This is a genomic window from Actinomyces massiliensis 4401292, assembly GCF_000269805.1.
Classification (GTDB): Bacteria; Actinomycetota; Actinomycetes; order Actinomycetales; family Actinomycetaceae; genus Actinomyces; species Actinomyces massiliensis.
In genome coordinates this window covers 1503753-1522843 of the sequence record NZ_JH711481.1, presented here as the reverse complement: position 1 = coordinate 1522843, position 19091 = coordinate 1503753, and the positions used below count along the sequence as shown (strand labels likewise).

Annotated in this window: 16 protein-coding genes; 6 read left to right on the top strand and 10 right to left on the bottom strand. The window is 67.5% G+C overall.

The window, feature by feature from the left end:
• Window positions 1-79: 79 nt before the first annotated feature.
• Together W5W_RS0106485 and W5W_RS0106480 are read right to left on the bottom strand one after the other, a co-directional pair.
• Window positions 80-658 carry a methylated-DNA--[protein]-cysteine S-methyltransferase gene (locus tag W5W_RS0106485; RefSeq protein ID WP_029574123.1) on the bottom strand — a complete coding sequence of 193 codons (579 nt, stop codon included), beginning with the start codon at window positions 656-658 and terminating at the stop codon, window positions 80-82.
• A gap of 50 nt (window positions 659-708) precedes the next feature.
• Window positions 709-1542, bottom strand: coding sequence for a class I SAM-dependent methyltransferase (locus W5W_RS0106480; RefSeq protein WP_017194801.1), 834 nt, complete (start codon window positions 1540-1542; stop codon window positions 709-711).
• A gap of 564 nt (window positions 1543-2106) precedes the next feature.
• Between W5W_RS0106480 and W5W_RS0106475 the strand changes: the two genes are divergently transcribed.
• On the top strand, window positions 2107-2670 hold the full coding sequence (locus W5W_RS0106475; RefSeq protein ID WP_017194800.1) for an NAD(P)H-dependent oxidoreductase: 564 nt from the start codon (window positions 2107-2109) through the stop codon (window positions 2668-2670).
• Window positions 2671-2713: 43 nt separating this feature from the next.
• Here W5W_RS0106475 and W5W_RS0106470 read toward each other — a convergent pair whose 3' ends face one another.
• From W5W_RS0106470 to W5W_RS0106460, 3 genes are all read right to left on the bottom strand, one after another.
• Entirely contained in the window at window positions 2714-3484 is a 771-nt protein-coding gene (locus tag W5W_RS0106470; RefSeq protein WP_017194799.1) for a carboxymuconolactone decarboxylase family protein, read from the bottom strand.
• A 56-nt stretch (window positions 3485-3540) separates the two neighbouring features.
• Window positions 3541-5961, bottom strand: coding sequence for a glycoside hydrolase family 3 N-terminal domain-containing protein (locus W5W_RS0106465; protein ID WP_017194798.1), 2421 nt, complete (start codon window positions 5959-5961; stop codon window positions 3541-3543).
• Between the two features lie 349 nt (window positions 5962-6310).
• Window positions 6311-6841 (bottom strand): GNAT family N-acetyltransferase, encoded by a 531-nt coding sequence (locus W5W_RS0106460; protein ID WP_017194797.1) that lies wholly within the window; start codon window positions 6839-6841, stop codon window positions 6311-6313.
• A gap of 554 nt (window positions 6842-7395) precedes the next feature.
• Between W5W_RS0106460 and W5W_RS0106445 the strand changes: the two genes are divergently transcribed.
• A complete protein-coding gene (locus W5W_RS0106445) occupies window positions 7396-8091 on the top strand; it encodes a helix-turn-helix transcriptional regulator (protein ID WP_008729971.1) in 696 nt (231 codons plus the stop codon).
• 91 nt (window positions 8092-8182) lie between these two features.
• Here the strand turns inward: W5W_RS0106445 and W5W_RS0106440 are convergent, their stop codons facing one another.
• From W5W_RS0106440 to W5W_RS0106420, 3 genes are all read right to left on the bottom strand, one after another.
• Window positions 8183-9193 carry a nucleotidyltransferase domain-containing protein gene (locus W5W_RS0106440; RefSeq protein ID WP_029574120.1) on the bottom strand — a complete coding sequence of 337 codons (1011 nt, stop codon included), beginning with the start codon at window positions 9191-9193 and terminating at the stop codon, window positions 8183-8185.
• 859 nt (window positions 9194-10052) lie between these two features.
• Window positions 10053-10709 (bottom strand): response regulator, encoded by a 657-nt coding sequence (locus tag W5W_RS0106425; RefSeq protein WP_017194791.1) that lies wholly within the window; start codon window positions 10707-10709, stop codon window positions 10053-10055.
• Window positions 10706-11884 carry a sensor histidine kinase gene (locus tag W5W_RS0106420; protein WP_238533271.1) on the bottom strand — a complete coding sequence of 393 codons (1179 nt, stop codon included), beginning with the start codon at window positions 11882-11884 and terminating at the stop codon, window positions 10706-10708. The genes W5W_RS0106425 and W5W_RS0106420 overlap by 4 nt, the downstream gene beginning before the upstream one ends.
• 340 nt (window positions 11885-12224) lie before the next feature.
• On the opposite strand from W5W_RS0106420, the gene W5W_RS0106415 reads away from it, so the two are divergent.
• The 3 genes from W5W_RS0106415 to W5W_RS0106405 are packed head-to-tail and all read left to right on the top strand — an operon-like array spanning window position 12225 to window position 15478.
• Window positions 12225-13133, top strand: coding sequence for an ABC transporter ATP-binding protein (locus tag W5W_RS0106415; protein WP_232611490.1), 909 nt, complete (start codon window positions 12225-12227; stop codon window positions 13131-13133).
• A 1-nt stretch (window position 13134) separates the two neighbouring features.
• Window positions 13135-14307 carry an ABC transporter permease gene (locus tag W5W_RS0106410; protein WP_017194788.1) on the top strand — a complete coding sequence of 391 codons (1173 nt, stop codon included), beginning with the start codon at window positions 13135-13137 and terminating at the stop codon, window positions 14305-14307.
• A complete protein-coding gene (locus tag W5W_RS0106405; protein ID WP_029574119.1) occupies window positions 14294-15478 on the top strand; it encodes an ABC transporter permease in 1185 nt (394 codons plus the stop codon). The genes W5W_RS0106410 and W5W_RS0106405 overlap by 14 nt, the downstream gene beginning before the upstream one ends.
• Window positions 15479-15725: 247 nt before the next feature.
• Here W5W_RS0106405 and W5W_RS0106400 read toward each other — a convergent pair whose 3' ends face one another.
• A complete protein-coding gene (locus W5W_RS0106400) occupies window positions 15726-16520 on the bottom strand; it encodes an SDR family NAD(P)-dependent oxidoreductase (RefSeq protein ID WP_029574118.1) in 795 nt (264 codons plus the stop codon).
• Between the two features lie 319 nt (window positions 16521-16839).
• Between W5W_RS0106400 and W5W_RS0106395 the strand changes: the two genes are divergently transcribed.
• A complete protein-coding gene (locus W5W_RS0106395; RefSeq protein ID WP_017194786.1) occupies window positions 16840-17949 on the top strand; it encodes an alpha/beta hydrolase in 1110 nt (369 codons plus the stop codon).
• Here the strand turns inward: W5W_RS0106395 and W5W_RS0106390 are convergent.
• The gene (locus W5W_RS0106390; RefSeq protein ID WP_238533270.1) at window positions 17901-19073 is read right to left on the bottom strand and encodes an ATP-binding protein; all 1173 of its coding nucleotides are present in this window, start codon (window positions 19071-19073) and stop codon (window positions 17901-17903) included. The genes W5W_RS0106395 and W5W_RS0106390 overlap by 49 nt on opposite strands.
• Window positions 19074-19091: the final 18 nt, after the last annotated feature.

The window sequence follows — 19091 nt, the reverse complement described above, 5'->3', positions numbered from 1 at the left end:
CCGATCTCGGCGAAGTGGCGCGGCACTGCCTTGGCTCGCAGCTGGCCCGCAGCCGGTTCGCGGCCGGCCCGCAGCCGGCTCACAACCCCGGCAGGCCATCCTGGTCGACACCGAGATCGGGCAGACGGACTCCCTCCAGGCGCAGCAGCCGGGTTTTGCGGTCGGTGCCGGCCGCGTAGCCGGTCAGCGACCCGTCCGCGCCCACCACCCGGTGGCAGGGAACGATGATTCCGATCGGGTTGCGCCCCACGGCGCCCCCAACAGCGCGGGCCGAGCAGCGGTGACCGGTCTGCGCCTCGACAGCGTCGGCGATCTGCCCGTAGGTACGGGTACTTCCGTACGGAATAGTGCGCAGCTGCGCCCATACGCGCTGCTGGAAGTCGGTGCCCCGGGCGGCGAGCGCGAGCGTGTGCGCCGGTTCCTCACCGGCGAAATACCGGTCGAGCCATGCCCGAGCCCGCTTCAGGACGGTCAGCTCGTCATCGCTCCCGGGCTCGGCGATTACGGCGCCGTCGTCCAGCCCGGCCCGATCGCGGCGCTGTCCGTCGAACCACACTCCGATGAGCGCGCCGCCTGCGGGCAGGCCCTCGCCGTCCTCGGCGGCCAGCGTCATCGACCCCAGCGGCGAGTCATAGGCGAACATAGTGGTGCGGCGCATGAGAGCAGTCTTCCAGAGCATCGCGCCGTCGTCCTGCGCGCCGCGGCTCGTCACCGGCGCGGCGCCCGCAGAACCAGTACGCGCTCGGACAGCCTGTTCACCATCGGGAGCCGCATCATCGGCGACAGCCAGGGGCGCAGGCGCGCGATGGTCTCACCGAAGGTGACGTCGTGGAGAGCCCTCCAGCCCGGGGCAACGGTGCTGCAGAACTCCTCGGCGCCCGAGCATCCATAGGTGAAACGGGCACCGGTAGCCGCCACCGATCGCTCTCGCCCGTATTGCTGGAAGAAATGCGGCATGACCTCGATCAGAACCGTCGCCCCCGGGAGGCGCGTGGCGATCAGGTCCATCAGGGCGGCCACCTCATCCTGGGTCAGGTACATGGTCAGTCCCTCGATGATCACCAGGACATCGCCGGCCGCCCTCACCTGTTCGGGCCAGTCCGGGTCGAGGGCGGAGGCGGCGATCATATGCCGGCGCTCGCCCTCCCCCAGCAGCTGCCGGCGCAGGTCGATGACGTCGGGGAGGTCGAGGTCGTACCAGGTGAGGCGGCCATTATCGAGGCGATGGAGACGCGTATCCAGGCCGCAGGCGATGTTGACCACGGTGGTCTCGGGGTGGGTCGAGATGAATCCGGAGACCAGGGAGTCGAACGTGAGGGTGCGCATGACCACGCCGCCGGACATGAGGCGATCGCGCGCCGCCTCCGAGAAGTCGTAGTCGAGTCGGGAGACGAGATCGACGGCGGTCCAGTCCTCGAAGCGCGGGCGGGCGGACAGGGTGTGCTCGGCCCTGGCGTGCAGCGGGAGCAGCATCGTCTCGCTGACGCCGGTCAGGTCCACCCGCTCACCGGCGCTCACGGCTCGACCCGCAGCGCTCTTCATGCTCCTCGCGCTCCTAGTGCTCTCTGCACTCGTCGCATTAGTCGCAGTCGTCGCAGTCATGATCAGCATCATGCTCCGCCGGCCGCAGAAATCTCCAGGGCCGTCAGCATCACCCGAGGCATCGAGATCGGTCGCAACCCGCACCGAGATCGGTCCAGTTCCGCATCGAGATCGGTCCAGTTCCGCGCCGAGATCGGTCGCACTCCGCATCGAGATCGGTCGCACTCCGGCTCGAAATCGGTCCAGTTCCGCATCGAGATCGGTCGCAACCCGCACCGAGATCGGTCCGGCAGGTCCTCGCATGCCGGTAGTAGAGACCGACGGTGCGGCTATCACGGAACTCGAACGTACCTTTGCGATGTGAACGGAGGTTCTTCTCATCCTTCTGGTGGTAGGGCTCAGAAGGATGGGAGAAAGCTCAGTACATGCGGCAAACCGTCGTCGACGCCGGGGCCCAGCGGGTCTCACCCGTCCGATTCGCCCACTCGCACGCGGATGCCGGGCAGGGGCCGGGCGTAGGCTCGCACTGTTAGGCGGCCTGATTTCAAATCTCGAAGGAGCCTCATGACGACCACCGCCGTCCTCCTGTTCCACCCTCACCTGGACGCCTCCCGCGTCAACGCGCGCCTCGCGCAGGCGGCCCGCCGCGCCGGGACCCCCGAGCGCCCTCTCGAGGTGCGCGACATGTACGGGCTCTACCCGGATTTCCGCATCGACGTCGCCGCCGAGCACGCCGTACTGGAGGCCTGCGACCGCATCATCCTTCAGTTCCCCATGTACTGGTACTCCTCACCCGCTCTTCTCAAGCAGTGGGAGGACGACGTCCTCGCCTACGGCTGGGCATACGGGCCCACCGGCACCGCCCTGCACGGCAAGGAGCTGGCCCTGGCCGTCTCATCGGGCGGCTCAGCCGAGAGTTACACGCATACGGGTTCGGTCCACTACGGGCCGCATGAGCTGCTGCGCCCCTTCCAGGCGACGAGCGGCCTGATCGGCACCCGCTTCATCACGCCCTTCATCACTGCCGGCACCATGGACTTGACCGACGAGGAGCTAGCCGAACGGGCTCAGGCCTACACCGCCTGGCTCACCGCCCCCGACCATCCCGAGCTCGGAGCCTTCGAGTAGTCGGCGCGCGTCGGAGGGCTCACGCGCTCGAGCGATCAGGCGCTCAGCGGTACGCCTCCGAGGAGTCGTTCTCGTCGTAGGTCGCCACTAGGACCAGACCCGACAGGGCGTAAGGGCCGCCGATGTAGGGCAGGACCTGCACGAGTGCCGCGGCGACCTTCTGCCTGCTGTTGCCCGCCCGGATCGCACCCGCGACATGGGGCCGCATCTGGGCGGCCGCTCCGAGGGCGGCGATCGCGACCAGGGAGATGAGCTCGCGCATGGCGACGTCGAGGCCACCGCGGGTCTCGAACTCGCCGAAGGCGCCCGCAGTCAGCAGCTGCGGGACGACCCGGTTGAAGGGCTCGGGCAGCGCGGAGAAGACCTGCTCGACCTCGTCGCCGTACAGCGGCTCCTGGATGGCGCGGCCCGCCGCGGCCCGGTCCTCATAGGCGACGGTGGCGGCCTCGGGCAGGGGCAGATCGACGCCGGCGGACGCCAGGACCTCGGCGGCGGTGGCGGCGGCGTTGAGCGTCTTGGGGTAGCCGATGTACGGCGCGCACTGGTAGATCGCCTCGCGCACCTGCAGCGGCGTGGCGCCCGCGCTCAGGGCGCCCCTGACGTGAGCCGCGAGTTGCGGGAGCGTCTGCATGGTGGCCAGCACGGTCACGGTGAGCAGCTCGCGCTCGACGTCGGTGAGGACTCCGGTGGCGAAGACCTCCCCGAAGATCTGGTTCTGGAGGATCTCGTAGAGCTCGGGGTCGGTGGGGTGGGGCGTCGGCTCGACGCCGAACAGTCGGGTGTAGGTCCGGCGCGCCTGCGGGGTCAGGGCCATGGAATCTCCTCGCAATCTCCTTGCAATCTCCTCAGTCTCTTTCTCCGACGACCGGCTCACGACGAGCGGCGAGCGCCGAGCGCCCGAGCCATGCGCACGACGCGCGCAGCCTGCTTCTCGAGCTCGGAGCGGCTCAGCGGCACCTGATCATCGCCTCCCCGCAGCGCAGCCAGAATATCCTGCCGATCGGCCTCGCAACCGGGCATGAACAACTCGTTGCCCGCCTTGATGGTGGCAGCGGCCGTAGCGCGCGGGTACGCGCAATCGGGGCGGGTCATGCCGTCGACCACCCAGTCGGTCATCACCAGGCCCGCGAACCCCCACTCCTGGCGCAGAATACTCTCCAGCAGTTCGGCCGACTCGGAGGTGTGGACGCCGTTGAGGAGGTTGTAGGAGGTCATGAGCGCATGGGGCTGGGCCTGGCGGATAACGATCTCGAAGCTGCGCAGGTACAGGTCGCGGGCGGCCCGCTTGGAGACACGGCTGCACGAGTTCAGCCGATTGGTCTCCTGATTGTTGAAGGCGAAGTGCTTGACGGTCACGCCGCGCCCCGGGTGCTTCTGCACGCCGCGGGTGATTCCGGCGGCCATGCGCCCCGCCAGCAGCGGATCCTCCGAGAGGTACTCGAAGTTGCGCCCGCACAGGATCGAGCGGTGCAGGTTGAAGGCCGGGGCCAGCCACAGGTGCGCACCGAAACGGTCCATCTCCGTGGCCACGAGATCGCCGAGAGACTCCGCCAGCTCGGGATTCCAGGACTGGGCGACGGCGGTGCCGATGGGGATGGCGGTGGTGTACTGCTCCACGATGCGCTCCGGGATGCGCGAGCCGTCGGGCATCGCCGCCATGGCCCCGAGCGTCTTCTCGCCCTCATCGTCCATGAGCTCGTTGAAGTCGGCCGGCAGTGACGACCTCAGCGCGAAGACGCCGTCGTCGTCGACGCCGACCTCGGGGGCGATGCGCAGGCCCGCCGGACCGTCGGGCATGATGAGGCTGGGCAGATCGGCGAAGCGGGTCGTGGTCTGCCCGGCGGCACCCACCAGGGTCTGGGAAGCCGCCCCGATGATCGACTGGGATTCTGCCGATTCAGCCCCCTCCCGATAGTCGCCCAGGACGATGTAGGACAGCTCGTCGTCGGATAGCTCCTTGACGAATTCCAGGGCCTCCGCCAGATCGACCGGCTCGCATCGGTCGGCCCGGCGCAGGTCGGCGGCCTCGACGGTCAGGCGCGGCGCGTCGTCCGGCACCTCGACGGCGATCGGGTCGGCCGGCCGCCAGTCGGTGAAGCCCGGGTCGCCCAGGACGTCGTGAAGCTCGCGGACAACCCCGGTGCGGGCGAGCCGGATGACGGCGGCGGGAACGGTGTCGCGGCTGGAGGCGCCCACGCGCACCACGTAGTCGCCGGCCTCCAGGACCGTGGCGGCCCGGGCCTCGTCATAGGAGGCGAGGTCGGCCAGGTCGAAGGCGACGGCGACCTCCTGGCGCTCGCCGGGGGCGAGCTCAGCGGACTTCCCGAAGCCCGCGAGCGCCTGGTAGGGCTGGTCGAGCCGGCCGGGCGGGACCGAGACGTAGACCTGGACGACCTCCTTGCCGGCGCGCCCGCCGGTGTTGGTGACCCGAACCCGGGCGATCACCCGCGATCCGTCGATCGTGACGGTCGGCTCGGCGAGCTCGAAGCTCGTATAGCCCAGGCCGAAACCGAAGGGGAGCAGCGGAGCCGTACCGGTGGAGTCGAAGTAGCGGTAGCCGACGTAGATGCCCTCGCGGTAGTGCGTGTCATCGGGGTCGCCGAAATCGCCGACGGCGGAGTAGTCCTCCCAGGCGGCCCAGGTGGTGGAGAGCCTGCCGGAGGGGTAGGCCCGGCCGAGCAGCACATCGGCGAAGGCGTCGCCGACGGCCGCGCCCAGCTGGGAGAGCAGGAGGATGTTCCCGACGTCCTTGACGGGGGTCAGATCGACGACACCGCCGACGTTGAGGACCAGCAGGAACTTCTCATAGCGCTCGTTCAGAGCGAGGATGTCGCGGACCTCGGCATCGGTGAGGAGGACATCGCCGCGCTCGGGACGCCGATCGCTGCCCTCGCCCGAGACGCGGGCGAGCACGTAGACCGCGGCGATCTCGTCGCCGGCACCCTCGGCGCCCTCGCCGCCGAGGGGGAGGTCGTGCTCGGGCTCGAGCATGACGGCCCCCATGCCGTGGACGACGGCGGGCACGCCGGCGGCCTTGGCGCCGGCCTTGATATCGGCGATGAAATCGGCGCGGGTCCGCTCGTGGAGGACCTCGTAGGCGTCCAGCCACGCCTTGGTGGTCAGCGTGAAGCCGGCTTTCTCCAGTCCCTCCTCAATGGTTACGACATGGCGGGAGTTGACGTCGCCCGATCCGGTGCCGCCCTTGAGTGTGCGGCGGGCGCCCGAGCCGTACAGGGCCAGAGCGCCGGTCCCCCGAAGCGGGAAGGAGCCGTCGGATCTGAGCAGCACCATGGATTCGGGTGCGCTCCTGCGCACAACGGCGAGGTGGTCGGCTTCATCCCGGGCCGGTTGAGCTGGCTGGATCGGCTGGGGCGGCCGGGTCGGCTGAGGCGATAGCACGTGGAGCTCCTTCGCTGTGACCTGCTGCGACCGTCCGCGGGGCGCACATCGCTGTGCCGCCGTAGCTGCTGTAGCTGTTGTAACTGACGTGACTGTCGTAGCTGCTGTATGGGCACGAGCTTGGCGCATTCCTGCCAATCGGTCAATTTCGCCGAGATCGGTCCACTTCCGCCTCGAGATCGGCCCGGTTCCGCACCGAGATCGGTCGCACTCCGCCTCGAGATCGGTCCGGATGACGGGCTCACAGAGTCAGCAGAGTCAGTCGCATCTGGTGCCAGACGGCACCGCCGTGGGTCGATCCCTGCGAGACGCCCTCGTCGCGAAAACCGAGGCGCGCGTAGAAGCCGACGAGCTCGGGCTTGGCGGTGAGCACTGCCCCACGGCGCCCACTCACGCGGGCCTCCTGGACGACATGCTTCACGAGCGCAGCGGCCAGGCCCTCGCCCCGGCGGTCGGGAGCGGTCATGACGCTGAAGATCATCTGCCAGGCGCCGTCGGGCTCATGCAGCTCGGCGCGGGAGAACATCTCGTCGGTCAGGTCGGGCAGGTCGGTGCACATGCCGTTGACCCCGGCGACCAGCCGCTCAGGGCCGTCGGGGTCGTCAGGATCGTCCTCGACGGCGAGCCAGACGTGGTCGGGGTAGGCCGCCAGGCGCGCGGCGATCGCGTCGCGGTCGGCGGCCTCGGCGGGCGGGAAGCAGAGGGCCTCCAGCTCGGCAATGGCGTCGAGGTCGGCGGGCGAGGCCGTGCGGATTCTCGGGCGGATTCTCATGCACCCATTCTGCGTATGACGCCGATCGCATCGCACTTGAACCACATACCGATACCCGCCAGGCAGACGTCCGTGGCCGCCACGGCGAGCAAGCCGGGCAGGGCGGCCGCTGCCGTGAGCGGCCCGTGAGGCTCATTGATGAGGCCCATTGATGATGAGCTCAGCACTCACCGCGAAGGCGATGAGCTCGCAGAAGACTGTCGTCTCGGGGATAAGCGCGATAAGTACTAAGTACTAAGTACTAAGTACACGGCACTGCGGGACTTGGGCCGACATCTACTCGTACTCGTCAGCCGGACCGATCGCCTGGCGCTCGGGCGCCTCGACCAGCCTCAACCAGCGGTTGAGGCCGTATGCTCCAGCCGTCACTGCCCGCACGCGTTCGGTGATCAACGAACACGTGCTACCGCACCGCCGGGGCGGGAGCCACCATGGATGCCGGCCGGAAGGACCCGCGACAGCACCAGCGGGCCCGGCACGCCGCCGCCAGGCCGGCGGTCAGCAGACAGGCCCGCAGACGGGCCGCAGGCATCCCACGGATAAGAGGAACACAGATGAAGCACTCGGTCGGACGCAATATCGCACAGCTGCGACTGTCACAGGGGATGACGCAGGAGCGGCTCGCCCAGCGGATGGGCGTGACTCCGCAGGCGGTCAGCAAGTGGGAGAACGATCTCAACTACCCGGATATCGCAGCGCTGCCCGGCCTGGCGGCGCTGCTGGGCACGAGCGTCGATGCGCTGCTGACGGTGCCGGACGACGGCGCGCAAGCGGACGGCCCCGCTCAAGCGAGTGCGTCGAACCCCGATCGTGCCCCGTACGCCCCCACTGAGACGCCCACTGAGCCGGCCGGTCCGAACGACTCGAGCAATCCTGCTGCCGAACCGGCGCAGACCCCCTCAATGCCCTCTCCCGCCGCAGAGCTCACCTCGACGAGCGCCGTCCTCGTACGGCCCGAACCGACTCGCGGGAGGAAGGAGCAGAGCACGGCCTCCGCCGCCGGACGCAAGCTCTGCATCGAGGTCCGAGGTCCGCACAACAACGTCAACCTGGCGTTCCCCATGCAGGCGGCCACCATCCTGACGAGTATGGCGGCCGCCGTACCGCAAGTGCGCGACGCCATCGACACCCACGGCATCGACCTCGACGCGCTGCTGGCGACCGCCCACAGCGCCCTTGAGGCCGCCGACACGAGCACGCTCCTCGACATCACGGACGGCGAGGATCGGATCCGCTTCTACGTCGCCTGAGCAGTCCGATTCGCCGAGATCGGTCCGGTTCCGCCTCGAGATCGGTCCACGCGGGCAAGACCCTCGCAGACGTCGCAGGCCGTCGGCCCGGTCAGCGCGAGTCGCCCACCGGGGTCCGGTCCATGTCGAGGAAGCCGAGGAAGACGTCGTTGAGACGCTCCCAGGCCATCTTGGGCTTCGGAACGAGGGCGGCGACGTCCTCCTCCAGCTCGGCGACAGCACTCGCAGCCCAGGTGCTGAGCGCCGGAATGCGCGGATACTCGTCGCACTCCCCTGCCACCGCCTTGGCCTCCAGGAGCTCGTCGACGAGTCCGCGCATGGACGCCTCGAGCTGGGCATCGACCAGGTCGCGGAAGAGCATCGGGACGGGCACGCGCTCAGCCACCACCCAGCGGCAGGCGAGGATCGCCCGCATGGCGTACAGGCATTTCTTGAGGCGGATCGTCTCCCCCGCGACGGCGGCTTTATCAGCCTTATCGGCCATACGGGTCGTGCCGGTCAAGCCGCTCATACCGGTTCGGGCCATGCTCAGGTAGTGGTGGGCTGAGGAGACCGGCGAGAAGCAGTCGGCGGCCAGGTCCCTCACGGCGGCGAAGGCGGAGTACTCGGCGTAGACGATCGGGGAGGCGAGCCACTCGAAGAGCGACGGATTGGCGCCCCGCATGAGCCGCAGGGCCTTGTCGAGATCCCAGCCGCTGACGTCGAGGACCTCGTCGAGCCGCCACTCCAGGACGTCCCGCGTGGACTGCAGGCGCAGGTAGTACTCGATGGGGCGGACGTAGACGAAGCGGACGTCGAAGTCGGAGTCGGGCGACTCGAAGCCCCAGGCCCGACTACCCGACTCCACGGCGAGCAGAACCCGCACGCCTTCGGCCGCTTCGAGGCAACGAAGCTCGTGTGAAACGGCGCGAGCGGCACTAGCGCTGTCGGCGGCGCGCAAGTCGGCGACAGCAGCGGCGTCAGGACCAGTAGGGCCAGTGGGACTGGCGGAACCGGCTAGAGCAGCAGAGTTGGCAGCATCGGCCGCGCTAACAGGACTGTCGACAGGACTATCAACATACGAGTCGTTGTCCTCATTGTCCTCATGGCTTGACCGAGTCATCGCAGCCCCTCTCATCGCTTCTCCCCGGAACAGCCCCGAGACGACCCGACGCGCCGTAGCGGCTACCGGACCCGAGCGCAGCATGCCACAGCGACGGCGAGGGGGGCACGACGGGGCAGGGCCGCCACCATGCGAAAGCGACGAGTCGGAAATCCTCGGGCTCACCTAGCCGACCCACGCGGAGCGGTAGTACAGCACCACCCGATTCAGGCGTTCTTCCGCAAGGCATGCTCGCGGATCGCACCGGACCCGGCGAGTGCGAAGCCGGCCGTCTCGCCGACCGCCTTCAGAGCGAGGCGTGCGATGTTCCGCTGCTCCTCCTGGTCACCGCGCACGACTTATGCGACCTGGAGCTCGGGGAACCGGCTGACTGCGCTCGCCCCGGTGATGACGATGGTTCCGCATGGCCCGCAGCTCGGGGAACCGGCTCTCCCACAAGGCACGCACACGCGGATCAATGCTGAGGACCGGCCACGTCTCGATAAGCCGGGCGCGGTTCATAAGCCGCCGCTGCTCATCAGCGGTGCCTTCGGCGACCAGGGCCTGGTAAGCCATACGCCGCCAACCGGGTACGCTCACATTTACGTCGAACCGGTCGGCCTGCCAGCGCACTGCGTGGGGCAGGTCGATAGGACCATCGTACGGGCCCCGCAACTCGTCCAGCGATACCGGCGCATCATAGGGCTTAATGTCGCAGAACCGTATACGGGCTGTCGCCGTCTTCACCATGGCCTACCTCCTTCCTCCTTCACATGATGACAGCGTACCCGCATGAGCCAGGCCGACGCGCAGGCGAGTGTCAGCCCTCGCCATCCGCGACCAACCGCGACCAGCCGCCCCGGGAACGAAAATCAGCCGCCTAGCCGGCCCGCGCGGAGCGGTAGTACAGCACCGCGACCTGGGTGCGATTCCTCAGCCCCAGCTTGGCCAGGATCGAGCTGATGTGGTTGCGCACCGTCCCCTCGCTCATGAAGAGCCTGTCCGCCACTTCAGCATTGTCCAGCCCCTCGGACACCGCCTCGACGACCTCGTACTCCCGCTCGGTGAGCCTCTCGAAGACGGCGCTCCTGGGCATCTGCCCGCTCCCGCTTGCGGACCCGCCACCGCCCAGACCCATGGCGGCGCTGCGTTCGACCACCTCCCCCTCCAGCACGCTCACGCCGGCCATGACGGACCGCAGCGCCGGGGCGATCCGCGCGACGTCCTGCTTGATGAGGTACCCGCGCGCCCCCACTCTCAGGGCCCGCACGATGTACTCGTCGTCGGAGAAGGTGGTCAGGAAGACGATGCGCGCATCCTCGTCCTCGGCCAGGATCTGCTCGGCCGCGCCGAGCCCGTCACCGCCGGGCATTCGGATGTCCAGGAGCAGGATGTCGGGGCTCAGCTCCCGGTGCTTCTCGACCGCCTCGGGCCCGGACCCGCCCCGGCCGACGACCTCGACATCGGGCTCCACCGACAGGATGGTGGCGAGCGACTGGGTGACGAGAGCGTCATCGTCAACAATGAGGACCTTCATGCTCCGGCCTCTCTACTTTCTCTACCTTTGGGAATCATGGCGAAGACCGTGAACCTCGGCTGCGGGGTGATCCGCACGGTTCCGCCCAGCGCCTCTACCCGCTCGGTGATGGAGCGCAGCCCCATTCCGGTCCTCCCGCCGCCTCTTGCCGGCAGATCGTCGCGCGGCGGGCCCCCCTCGTTGACGACCGTGATCTGCCAGAACGCCGGGTAGGCGACGACCCTGACCTGCGCCGAATCGGCCCGACTGTGCCGGGCAGCGTTCGTCAGGGCCTCGCGCACCACCGCGATCACGCAGCGCGACACCTCCGGCGGGGGCGCCTCCTCCAGGGAGCAGTCGACCGGCACCTGCTCTATGCCGCATCGGGAGGCCAGCAGGTTGAGGGAGGTCGGCAGGTCCTCGCCCTCGTCGGACAGCGCGTGGACGCTCCTGCGCATGGAGTCCAGGGCCTCGCCCAGCGAGGAGTCCAGCTCCGCCAGGTCGGCGACGACGGCGGGCTCGTCGCGGTGGGTGACCTGCAGGGCCTTGGCCTGCAGGACAAGACGGGTCAGGAGGTGCCCGACGCCGTCATGGATGTCGCGGGCGATCCGCGTGCGCTCGGACAGGGCGGCGGCGCGCGTCTCATAGTCCTGGGCCTCGAGCATCCGGGCGTTCAAGTCCTGCAGGGCGAGGATCTTCTCGTGAAGATCGTCCCTGACCGCGTGCAGGCTCCCGCGCACGCGCTCCTCCTGGACGGTGCGCAGGGCGAGGCAGGCGGCGAGGACCGAGATGACGGCCGAGACGATGACGGACGCGACCGACGGCGCATCCGGCGCCCACCGGGATACGGCCACCGGCGTCAAGGACGACAAGGCAGACAAGACTGACAAGGCCGACAAGGCGCAGCAGACCGGGGCGACCAGCCGAGCCCATCGGGGACCGAGCGCCGCCGCGCGCGTCAGGTCGTAGACGACCAGCGGGGCGCCCACCAGCGACGCCGTCGTGAAACAGCCGAGGACGAGGTAGCAGGCGGGCGCGGCGATCGCCTCGCGTCGGTGCTCCACCACTGCGCACAGCCCGCCGACGGCGACGGCCAGCAGCAGCCAGACCACGACGGCGGCACTCACCGCTCCCCCCGCCAGCGCCGACAGGACGCAGGCGCCCAGAAGCACGCCCTTGTCCGTCAGCACCTTCACACCACGATTATGGACCTCCACCACCGCGGAACGGCCTTCTCGGACCACTCCTGACGATCTCATGACAGATGTCATGCCCCGCCCCGCAGGCCATGACAGCGGGCACTTCCCGGCTCGAGCCCGCCGGCGGAACCATACGGAGGGTGACCCGCTGAAGACGGGAAGTACTGGAATCGAGAACAGACGTTCAAGGAGTCGATTGGATATGAGAGCCGACATTCCAGGAGTCGATATGGGCGGTGAGGATAGGGCGGATAGGACAGTGCCTGACGAAAGAGCCGGCAGGGCAGCCGGCCATGAGGCGGTCGTGATCGAATCCCTGATCAAGCGCTATGGGGAGATGGTCGCGGTCGACGGCCTGTCGTTGAGAATCCCCCGCGGGGAGGTGCTCGGCCTGCTCGGCCCCAATGGCTCGGGCAAGACGACGACGATCAACTGCCTGCTGCAACTGCTCACCTATGACAGGGGGAAGATCCAGGTCTTCGGGAAGCCCATGACGGCGACCTCCTACGACCTCAAGCGCCGGATCGGCGTGGTGCCCCAGGAGGTGGCCGTCTTCGACGAGCTCACCGTGGCCCAGAACGTGGACGCCTTCTGCGCCCTCTACGTGAAGAATCGCGCTGAGCGGCGCCGTCTGGTCGAGCAGGCGATCGCCTTCGTCGAACTGGAGAAGTTCACGAAGTTCAAGCCCAAGAAGCTCTCGGGCGGCCTGCTGCGCCGACTCAACATCGCCTGCGGCATCGCGCATGCTCCGGAGCTCATCATCCTGGACGAGCCGACGGTCGCCGTCGACCCTCAGAGCCGCAACGCGATCCTCGACGGCATCAAGAAGCTGAACAAGCAGGGCGCCACCATCATCTACACGAGCCACTACATGGAGGAGGTCGAGCAGCTGTGCGACCGGATCGTCATCATGGACGCCGGCAGGCGGGTCGCCTCCGGCACGGCCGATGAGCTCAAGGCGATGATCGGCACCGGTGAGCGCATCCGGGTCGAGGTCGTCTCGCCGGTATCGCTCGACGAGGAGCACCTGGAGCATCTGCGCCGTCTCGAGCACGTGCGCACCGTCTCCTACGAGGCGTCCGAGCTCCTGGTCGAGTGCTCCTCGGGGGCGCACAACCTCTCCGACGTCCTGGAGGCGCTGACTCGGGCGGGAGTGACCTGCGGGCGGATCACCTCCGAGCCCCCGACGCTCAATGATGTCTTCCTGGAGATCACCGGGCGCGCCCTGCGGGACGAGGCGGCCTGACATGCTCTCCGTCTTCACCTACCAGGTGCTCCGGCTCCTGCGCGAAAAGGTCCTCCTGGTATGGACCCTGGGGTTCCCGATCATCCTGTCGCTGATCTTCATGGCGATGTTCTCCAACCTCGACGACGACTACAAGGCCGATGCCGTCGCCCTCGGCGTCGTGCAGGACAACGCCTACCGAGCCGCCCCCGGCCTGGACGAGACGATCTCGTCCATCTCCGCGGACGGCAGTGACCTCCACCTGATCGACGCCACCTCCTACGCCACCGAGGACGAGGCCGTCTCCGCGGCCCAGCGGGGCGAGACCGCCGGCTACATCGACGTCGAGGACGGTGCCCCCGTCCTGCACGTGACCCAGGAGTGGAACACTGCGTCCGGGAGTCAGGCCAATACGATCCTCGTCCTGCGCGCGGTCATGGACTCCTATGTGCAGACCGGGGCCGAGCACGCGGCTCTCGCCTCCGCCGGGGCGCCCGCGGAGCAGGTCGGCCGGCCCGAGGCCGGGCGCGCCTTCACCCACCAGACGCAGGTGACCCCGAGTCTCATCAAGTCGGAGACGCGCTACTACTTCTCACTGCTCGCCTTCGCCTGCGGCATGGGCATGACCGTCTCCACGCTCGCAGTTCAAGGGATCATGGCCACGTCCGCTCGGCCCTCCCGCCTCGGGGCGCGCCTGAGCCTGGCGAGCCTGCCGCGATGGAGGGTCCTGGCGGGAACCCTCGCCGCCTCATGGGTCTGCATCCTGGGATGCCTGGTCATCGCCTTCGCCTTCATACGGCTGGTCATCGGCGTCGACTTCGGACCGCACACGCTGCTCGCACTGGTGGCCATCGGGGTTTCCAGTCTCATGTCCTGTGCGGCCGGCGCCGCACTCGGGACCGTACGCGCAGAGATAGGAGCCGGAACCGTCTCCGGGATCAGCTGTCTGCTGTCGCTGTTCACCGGACTGTACGGCAGCCCGGCACAGAATCTGGCCGCTGCCGTCGAGTTCAACGCCCCCGTCCTGGCGCAGGCCAATCCGCTGTGGCAGTCCGCTCACTGCTTCTACGGGCTGCTCTACTACGACAGCCTCGCCCCCTTCGCCCGCAGCTGTGCCGTTCTGGCGGGTATGACCTGTCTATTCCTGAGCATCGCCATGGTCCGCATGAGGAGGATGAGCCATGAGCACCTTTAAGACATCGCTGAAGATCTTGTGGGCCCACCGGGTCCACATTCGGAGGTACCTGGTGCTGCTGTCCATGTTCGGCCTGCTCGCCGCCGGCGGCGGCGCCTCGGCAGCATCCGACGAGGTCATCGACGCGCCCATCCCCGTGGCGGTCATCGACCGCGACGGCTCGACGATCTCGCAGGGCGTGGCGCGCTATGTGGAATCCATCGGCGACGCCCAGCCCCTGGAGGACTCCACCCGGGCACTGCAGGACGCCACTGCGCAGAACCGCATCGCCTACATCCTCATCATCCCCGCCGGCTACGGCGAGGAGTTCCAGAAGGCGGCCCGCCAGGGGACCGAGCCGCCGGCGGCGGACACCGTGGTCAACTACGAGTCCGCGGCCGGATCGCTCATGGACGTGCGCACGGGCTCCTATCTGGCGCAGGTGCACGACTACCTGGGAGCCCTGAACGACGACCCCGCCCAGGCCGTCTCCCTCGCGGACGGCGCCATGGAGCGCACCGCGTCGGCGCAGCTCGTCCCCCAGGACTCCGCCCCCATGCCGAAGCGCCTGATGACCTTCGCCACCTTCTCCCTCTACCCGCTGCTGACATTCTCCGTCGTGTCGATCTCGACGCTCATGACGGCTCTGGACCGCAGACCCGTGCGCTCCCGGATGTCCGCCGCACCCGTCAGCGGCCGAGCACGCGGCCTGGGACTACTGGGCGCCTGCCTGATCATCGGCCTGGTGGGATGGGCGTGGATCTTTGGCCTGGGGGTGCACTTCTTCGGCAAGGAGTATCTGGCGACGTCGGCCCCGATGGTGGGGGTGCTCGGCGCCGCACTGGGTGCTTACACACTGGTGTCGGTATCGCTCGGCTTCCTTCTGGGCCAGCTGGGACTGGGGGACAATGCGACCAATGCCATCGCGAACATCGGCGGCATGGTCATGTCCGTCCTCGGCGGGGCCTGGATCTCGGTCGACATGCTGCCCGACGCCGTGGTCGCCTTCTCCAGGTTCACCCCCGGCTACTGGGCGGCTCGGGCGATCACCGGCCTCCACGACGCCGCCTCCATCTCGAGCGATACCATCCTGCCGCTACTGGCCGACTGCGGGGTGTGCGCCCTGTTCGCCGTAGCGCTGCTCAGCGTGGGAATCGCGGTCGGCCGCACCCGGGCGCGATCAGCGCTCTAGCCGAACCTTTCGCCGAGATCGGTCGTACTCCAGCTCGAGATCGGTCCACTTCCGCACCGAGATCGGTCGCACTCCGCACCGAGATCGGTCGCACTCCGCACCGAGATCGGTCCGCTTCCGCCTCGAGATCGGTCGCACTCCGACTCGAGTTCAGTCCTGCCGGGCCTTCCGTCGTCGAAGGCCCGGCAGGACTGCGGTTGCGCAGGGGCGCAAGTGCCCAGGGGCGGTCCAGCGCCCTCAGACCGTCTCAGATGGCGCTGTAGCCGCCGTCGACGAGGATCGGCGCACCGACGACGTAACCCGAGGCCTTCGAGGCCAGGAACAGGATGGCCGTGTCGAGTTCGCCCTCCTTGCCGAAGCGGTCCAGGGGGATCATGGAGCGGAAGGCGGAGCCCGTGTCCTCGTCGTCCAGGACGTCGGCGGTCAGCTCGGAGTAGAAGTAGCCGGGACACAGGGCGTTGACGGTGATGCCGTACTTCGCCCACTCGGCGCCCAGGGCGCGCGTCATGTTGACGGCGCCGCCCTTGGCCGCGTGGTAGGCGGCCATGCCCGCGACATTGGAGCCGACCATCCCGTACATGGAGGCCACATTGATGATTCGCCCGTACCCGGCCGGGATCATGGCCTTCTTCGCGGCGGCGCGCGAGACGCGGAAGATGCCGTAGAGGTCGATGTCCACCTCGGTGTCGAACTGCTCATCGGTCAGGTCCTCGGCAGGGCCGAAGCTGCCGGTCCCGGCATTGTTGATGACGATGTCGAGGCGGCCGAATTCCTCCAGGGCGGCATCGACGGCGCTCTCGACGCTGGCCGTATCGCGCACGTCGCAGTGGACGGGGAGGGCCTTCACCCCGAACTCCTCGGTGATCTCCTTGGCGACGGCCTCGAGGCGGTCAACGCGGCGAGCCACCGCCACGATATTGGCACCGGCACTGGCCAATGCCTTGGCCATCTGAATACCGATGCCCGAGGAGCAGCCGGTCACGAGGGCGACTTGGCCGGTCAGGTCGAAGTAGTTGCGGTCAGAGCTTATCTTGCTGCTCATCTTGCTATCCATCTCTCTTTCTCAGGTCGTTCCCCGATCAGAGCACCGGGGCCTGCTGAGTGGTTCCCGGATATTCCGGGCATTTAAAACCTACGCAAACGAGAGTTGTCAGTACACGTGATAAATCAGCAGTTGACCTGAGGCAGATGACGCGGAGTTGAGAAAGTGCCGCCCATCACAGAGTGTCATATTCGATGTCGAGGGCGGCGATCGGGATTGTCGCCCCATTTCCGCCTACGATGCGTACCGGGCGCCGGGCTCGACGTTTCCGACCAGCGCTGGAAAGCCACCTGGGCACCCCCTGCAGAGCGGAGGAACCATGAGCACAACATCCCGGCTAAAGCCTCTCAAGCCCCTCAAGCCCCTCACGACCTTCAGGACCTTCACGGCGGCAGCCGGCGCATTGGCGGCCGCGGGCCTGGCGGCAGGCGCCTTCAGCGCCTTCTCCCGCATGCACTACCGGCGCTCGGCCTCGGCGACCCTGGTGGAATACGGAACTCTGCCGGTCAAGAAGCTGACCTCCCGCGTCCCGATCGCCGAACGGATCGCATGGATGGCGAACCGTCCGGAGCCGCGCCGGGCCGTCGCCTTCCCCGCCTGGGGCCGCCTCTTCTACGACCTCGAGCGGAACGAGGACGACGGCATGCCCGTGTATACCCTCCGCCCGCACTCGCCATCGGACACGATCATCGTCTACCTCCACGGCGGCGGCTACGTCTCCACGGCCGTATTGCCCCATTCCCTCCTGGTCGACACCATGGCCCGCAAGACCGGGGCCGACGTCGTCATGCCGCTCTACCCGCTGGCGCCCCACCACACGTGGCAGGAGGCGCACCAGCTCGTTCTCAACCTGTATCTGCGCATACTCTCCGAGAATCCGGATAAGCGGATCATCCTCATGGGCGACAGCTCTGGCGGGGGCCTGGCGGCCGTCATCGCCCTATCGCTTGCGGAGCGGGGAATTCGGCAGCCCGACGAATTGATTCTTCTATCCCCCTGGGTGGATGTCACCCATACGAATCCGGATATCGCAGACTACGTCGATGTCGATCCGCTCATGGCCCCCGATCCGCTCACGGTCATCGGGCAGACATGGGCGGGCGAGACACCCACGACCGACTGGCACCTGTCCCCCATCTACGGAGACCTCTCCGCCCTGGAAAGGGTCACCACATTCGTAGGAAGCCGGGAGATATTCCTGCCGGATAACTCGCTCTTCCACGCCGAACTCATCAAGGCGGGCACCCATTCCACACTGCACATCGGGGAGAATCTCAATCACGTCTACCCGATGTCGCCCACGCCCGAGGGCCGCAGGGCTCGCGAGGAGATCATCCGGATCATCACCGGCTCGCCGGCGGTTGAGAACTGTCAGCCGGATCAGACGGACCAGACGGGAACCGCTCGCACCCCGGCGGTGACGGAATAAGGCTGACGGGTCTGACAGATGACGGCACCCGCACCCACGTCATAGTCGTCAATGCCGTCGAGGACGGAGAAGTTCGCAACCGCTCCAGGATTCACTGTGGCCGCCATTTTGATCTCAACGGGATGCAGGACGCGCCCCTCCTGAATAACCAGATCGATCTCACGCTTCCGGGAATCCCGGTAGAATTGAACGCCGCGGGCATCGCCACCGGCATTGAGATGCGAGCGCAGCACTTCACCGACGACGAAGGTCTCGAACATGTGGCCCGCCATCGCGCCTCTACGCAGCGTTTCCGCAGTCCCCCATCCCAAGAGATGACACGCCAGCCCCGTGTCCATCACATAGAGTTTGGGAGTCTTCGTCAGCCGCTTGGAAGCGTTGGACCAGAATGGACGCAGCAACCGCACTATACCGGATGCCTGGAGAACCGAGAGCCAACTCTGGACGGTCTTGGAATCGACTCCGGAATCACGGGCGAGGTCGTTGCGATTGAGGAGCTGACCAGTGCGTGCGGCACAGACCACCAAGAATCTGTAAAAACTCTCCTCCTCCTTCACGTTGACGAGATCCCGCACATCCCGTTCCAGATAAGTCCGCACATATCCCGTATAGTATGCATCCCAGGATATAGAAGGATCCAGGAGACGCGGCATCGATCCTCGATGAATAATGTCCCATATATGCAGCCCCTCAGGCGGCTCCGCCTCTCCCCCATTGCCGGGCCTTCCAGGAATATAAGGGCCATTCCCGCCACAGCCGATGATCTCCCGCAAGGACATGCCACTCATTTCAAGAACGGCAACCCGTCCCGCTAGGGATTCACTGACCCCCTGCATCAGATGAAACGTCTGAGATCCGGTCAGCACCACAAGGCCGGTCTCGGGAGTCTGATCGACGAGGAACTTGACCTGCTGGAACAAACCTGGAACCCGTTGAACCTCATCGACGGCCACCGGCAGCCGATGATCGTCGAAGAAGAGCACCGGGTCGGCTTGGGCGAGCGCACTCGCCCGCGGATCATCGAGCGTCACATAGTGGAAGCCCTCGGGCAGAACATGGTGCAGCATCGTGGTCTTGCCGACTTGCCGCGCCCCGGTCACCAGCACCACCTTGAACTGGCGCATGAGGTCCAGCAGTGTGGA